This window comes from Gillisia sp. CAL575, assembly GCF_000403785.1.
Classification (GTDB): Bacteria; Bacteroidota; Bacteroidia; order Flavobacteriales; family Flavobacteriaceae; genus Gillisia.
Genome location: NZ_APHJ01000051.1, coordinates 1 through 4,804, shown reverse-complemented (window position 1 = coordinate 4,804; position 4,804 = coordinate 1). Strand labels below are relative to the sequence as shown.

The 4,804-nt window shown below is 31.2% G+C and carries 4 protein-coding genes; 3 read left to right on the top strand and 1 reads right to left on the bottom strand.

The window, feature by feature from the left end:
- Nucleotides 1–96: 96 nt before the first annotated feature.
- Nucleotides 97–1,059 carry a lipid A deacylase LpxR family protein gene (locus I130_RS14680; RefSeq protein ID WP_034924958.1) on the bottom strand — a complete coding sequence of 321 codons (963 nt, stop codon included), beginning with the start codon at nt 1,057–1,059 and terminating at the stop codon, nt 97–99.
- A 272-nt stretch (nt 1,060–1,331) separates the two neighbouring features.
- Here I130_RS14680 and I130_RS14675 point away from each other — a divergent pair, with 272 nt between their 5' ends.
- The 3 genes from I130_RS14675 to I130_RS14665 all read left to right on the top strand — a co-directional run bounded on the left by I130_RS14675 (nt 1,332) and on the right by I130_RS14665 (nt 4,589).
- A complete protein-coding gene (locus I130_RS14675) occupies nt 1,332–3,176 on the top strand; it encodes a hypothetical protein (RefSeq protein ID WP_034924955.1) in 1,845 nt (614 codons plus the stop codon).
- A gap of 379 nt (nt 3,177–3,555) precedes the next feature.
- The gene (locus I130_RS16850; protein WP_232224169.1) at nt 3,556–3,744 is read left to right on the top strand and encodes a hypothetical protein; all 189 of its coding nucleotides are present in this window, start codon (nt 3,556–3,558) and stop codon (nt 3,742–3,744) included.
- Nucleotides 3,745–3,950: 206 nt separating this feature from the next.
- On the top strand, nt 3,951–4,589 hold the full coding sequence (locus I130_RS14665; protein ID WP_034924952.1) for a hypothetical protein: 639 nt from the start codon (nt 3,951–3,953) through the stop codon (nt 4,587–4,589).
- Nucleotides 4,590–4,804: the final 215 nt, after the last annotated feature.

Here is a 4,804-nt window from a genome sequence, read left to right as displayed (position 1 = left end):
GAAACCCGAAACCCGAAACCCGAAACCCGAAACCCGAAACCCGAAACCCGAAACCCGAAACCCGAAACCCGAAACCCGAAACCTTAAGCCAGATTTTTAAAACGTGAATCCGATTCTAATTCCGCCCCATTTTGTTGAGGTTCCAGTATCGAATTCTCGAGTGAGTACAGTTCTAGAATATTCAAAATATAAGGTCTTTGTTTTTAATATTAAGCCATAGTTGAATTGGCCTGTAAAACGGGATATTTCTGCTGAGGGAATAGTGTACGGACTTGATTTATTAAAAAGCCCACCTTGCAATGTAGCATCGTAACCAATTAAATTCCCTAAAACTTGTGAGTAGGCGTAAAACTGAAACTTTTTCTTTATGTTTTTAGCTGAAAAAGGGGAGTTGATAAGTCCTAGCGTTGTATTGAGTCCTACAGCTGCATTTGTGAATAAAGTTCCAACTCTGGCTGTGGAATTAGATTGCAGTGAAAAATAGTTTTCAGCCCGAATAAGCTGTTTCTCATAGCTGATCTCATAATTGAGTATCATATCATTTTTAATCTGATTTTTCCAACCTTTAGGAATGGTGTTTCCAGTGATCTTATGAATGCCCACCTGCATTTCCTTTCCAAAAGCAGCAGGACCTATAATTCCGAGGATTAAAGAAGAGCTGAGTCTGGACTTTACGAGCGTGTCTGTAGCAATTGAAAAATTCTTTAGCATAATAGCCGCTGCAAAAGGACGATCTCCAACCTGAATGTCAGGATTGCCAATGCTGGGCGGGGTAAAACCAATGTGCTCGATGGCTAAGCCATAACGTAATTCAGAATTAAGGGGTTTTATTAGAAGGTAATTAATCGGGTTTTTCTTAATAATAGGAGCAAATATTTCTAGGCTGTAGCCCTGCGTGTAGTTCTCATCTGTGCCAGAAAAATAATCGTTATCGTAGTGGTATCTAAAATATAAATCGCCTTCCAGATCCCTGAAAGAAGCTACATTATCTATTTTTTGAGCCAGTAAACGTTCAGGTAAAAATAAGACTAAGAGTAATGGGAGTAGAATTGACTTCATATTATAACTTACGAAAAGAGGAGGGAAGTGGTTTTAAACCAAAAGTTACTAATAGGCATAGCGTGTCAATAACTGCTTATAATTACGCCATTAAATCTCAGGGATTTATAAATTATAAAATGTAAGTTTGAGTTGAAGAACTTCCAGGTGCCCTACCTCTCTAGAATCTTGTTTATTATGCTTCATTCCATTCGTTTTTAAAGATAAAAACATTGAAATGACATGAAAATAGCTATGAACAAGCAATAAGCAACCAACAAAAGAACATAATTATGAAATTAGAGAAAATTTTAGATAAGCTAGGATCACTAGAAAAGAACTCATTTATCAAGATAATTGACAGTATAATCTCCAAAAACCCTAAAAACGGGAAGGAAATAGAAAAATTATTGAGTTCTTCAGACAAAGGTCTTAAGTCGGTTGATAATCAAAATATTTCAACAATTTTCAATTTAACTTCTGATGAATTTAGAAAAAATATTGAATGTGAGTTTCAAGAAATCACTTCCCAATTAGATATTCTTATTGATATAATTATAAGAGACGGAAATTGTATAATGAAACAAGATTGGTTTTCTAGATTGTATGATACAGAAATAAAGAATCTTAAAAATAAAATCAAAGCATTAAATGCAGATTTTGAAAATGACAGATCTGAATTAAGTGAAAAACGAAAAAGAGACTACAAAATATATAAAGCTTGTCTTCACACAGCTTATTATAATGATATTGAGAACAACCGAGATTCTAAAGTTAGCTCAGATGAACTCTCTATAATCCTAACACTTTCAAAACAATTGGGCTTATCCCAAGAAGAAATAAAACTAATTAATTATTCAATTTTACCAATCAAAAAAATTGATATTCAAGAAGTAATAAAAGGACTCAAAAATATTGGTGTTATTTTCTATTCTAGTAAAGAAAATACTATTTATGTTGCAGATGAAATGGTAAGAGTTCTAAGAAAAATTCGCCAAAAAGAAGTTGCAGAAAAATTTTACAGAAGAACTCTAAAACTTTTGAGAGAACCAATCATTAATCAAATTGCAAAAGATCATAATATTGACCGCAAACTTGACTATTCTCAAAAAATAGAAGGAATTATTAAAGAAGGAGTATCGTTTACCAATCTTATGCTTACAGGAATTTATAAGACTGGAAGCACATTGACCGAAAGTAAGAAGACTTTAAATGAACTGTGTGAGAAAGGTCTTGAAATTAAAACTTTGAGAGGGAGCACCTTGGACGAAAAAATCAATAGTTTAATTGAGCATTTTGATTCTGTTGAAAAAGACGAAAAAGTCGGAATTTCTTTAGATGGGTTTGATAAGTTATTAAGTGAATTAAATCAATCCTTAGCCAAACTAAATAAACAGATAAAAGATCAATTCGAATTACAAGATGAGTTCGTCCTTAAAGCTGAATTTTTGCTTGCTTATAATATTAAACCAAGAGACATTTTAGATTTAATATCAAAATCTGATTTAACCTTTTTCATTAAAGAAAATGGAATTCGACAAAGAGGAGAAAATATTCTAAATATCTTAGAACATTACAAGGATGTAGAAAATTTATATTTAGAAAACTACATGAATGTTGGATATCGTAATCTTAATTTATTAAAAGAAAACGGAATCATTGTTAAGGAAAGTGAACTTGGTATAAAGTTCGAAGAATTAACAAAGGTAATTTTCAACGGACTTGGCTTTGATGTTGATGAGAAGTATAAAAATGAACTGAATACAAATAAGGATATGATCGATATTCTTTTAAACTTAGGAAATAATGAGGTTATCATTGTGGAATGCAAAACCAGTAAAGAACGTGGGTATAACAAATTTAGCACGGTATCTCGCCAATTAAAATCATATCAAAATTTGGCTCTAAAAAACGATTTGAGAATTGTGAAAATTTTACTTGTAGCTCCTGAATTTAGTGATGATTTTGTTACCGATTGTGAAATGGATACGGAAATGAATTTATCTCTTGTGACTGCTCTTACTTTATCAAATATTTTTGAAGCTTTCAAAATATCCAAATATCAAGAGTTCCCTCATGTTTTATTTAGAGATATTCTAATAAACGAAGAACGGATTATTAAAGCATTAAGTAAATAGTAGTAGTGCCTTTACCTAAAATTGGTCAATCGCCAAAAGCGGACATAATTGTGAAAAGTGTTATTTTAGATCTCAAGTAGCAAACAACAAAGCCAACAAGAACGCGTCCCTACTCCACGCCACTTGATTTAAACAAGATCATTGGGTTTCATTTTGACTCGTCCTGAATAAAGACTACATAATTCTAAACCGTTATGTACAAAAATGACAGAGAAACTAGAGACGGTACAGCGAACCACTCAAATTAAGAATTTTATAAGAACTTAGTACTGGAAAATATTCTAAATACCAACTAGGCAAACTCTATGGGATTGCTCCCTCCACAATTAATGAATGGATCAGAAAGTATGAGCGTAAAGACCTTATGAAGACAAGAGTCATGATAGAAACAAAGGATGAAATAACACAGATCAAAGCACTCCAAAAAGAGATTGAGCATCTTAAAAATCTCTTCCTTAAAAAAGATATGGATCAACTGGTCGATGATTCATACTTGAAAGTAGCTGCCCAAAAACTAGGTTACAAAAGTGACTTGAAACTTAAAAAAAAACTAAATATCAAGACTTAATCATACAAAGGAAAAAGCTAAGATTCTACCTTGATCAGGTCTTTACAAACAAGAACCACGCTAAAAGAGCTGCGAAAAATGCGATTAAATTATATAATGAAATAAGATTACATTTATCTTTAGACTATCAAACACCAAATATGGTCTATAAATTAACAGTGTAAAATCAATTTTAACCTGTAGCCATATTTCAGGACAAGACATATATGAAAATCGTAACTTTAATATTATTGGTTTTTTCAATGAATCTGACTTTCGGACAAAAATTAAATGGAAAATGGTTAATGACCAAAGAAGGTGATACTTACTCTTATCCGACTAATTTGATAATGGAAATTAAGAATGATTCTATAATTTATTATGATTTCGATGAATTTTATACTTCAACACAGATTGATATTAAAAATCACAAAATTATAATGGATTCAGATAATTTTGAAAAATTTGAATTTATTAATGATGATAGATTGAAATTATTTTTAAAAGTTAAGACGGATGAAATATATTCGAATTTGACTACAGAATATGTACGTCTTTTACCGACGAAAACAACTTTGACAATAGAGCAAATAGAAAATCTATCTTTTAATTTTAATTGGAATGGCGAAAAGTTTAAAGTGATTTTCAATCGAGAATTAGGAAATTTAGAAACCAAAGAGATTCTAAAAATGGATGAACTAACAAAAATCCGATTGGAAGAACTTGATTCAACGCTTTTTATTTCAATTTATAATTCAGGAAAAAGAGAGATAATTATTCCGATCAAAAAAGTTTCTAATAATGAAATGATATTATATGGAACGCCACGAAAACCTTACGAAATGATAAGTGAAAAATTTGAATAATAAAATACGCACCACAACATCGTTTCCTATGAAAAGCAATAACCTTATTTCTTAAAGATAATATTTTAATTTCTCTTATTTCATACTTATAATATTTTAACGTGTTGAATTTTTGATGAAGCTTTGCTTCAGTAAGAATTCAACACAAAAATAACCTGCTCAGCATCCTATTTGTGGTCACTTCTTGAGTGCCACCAGCATCACTATGATTGTGG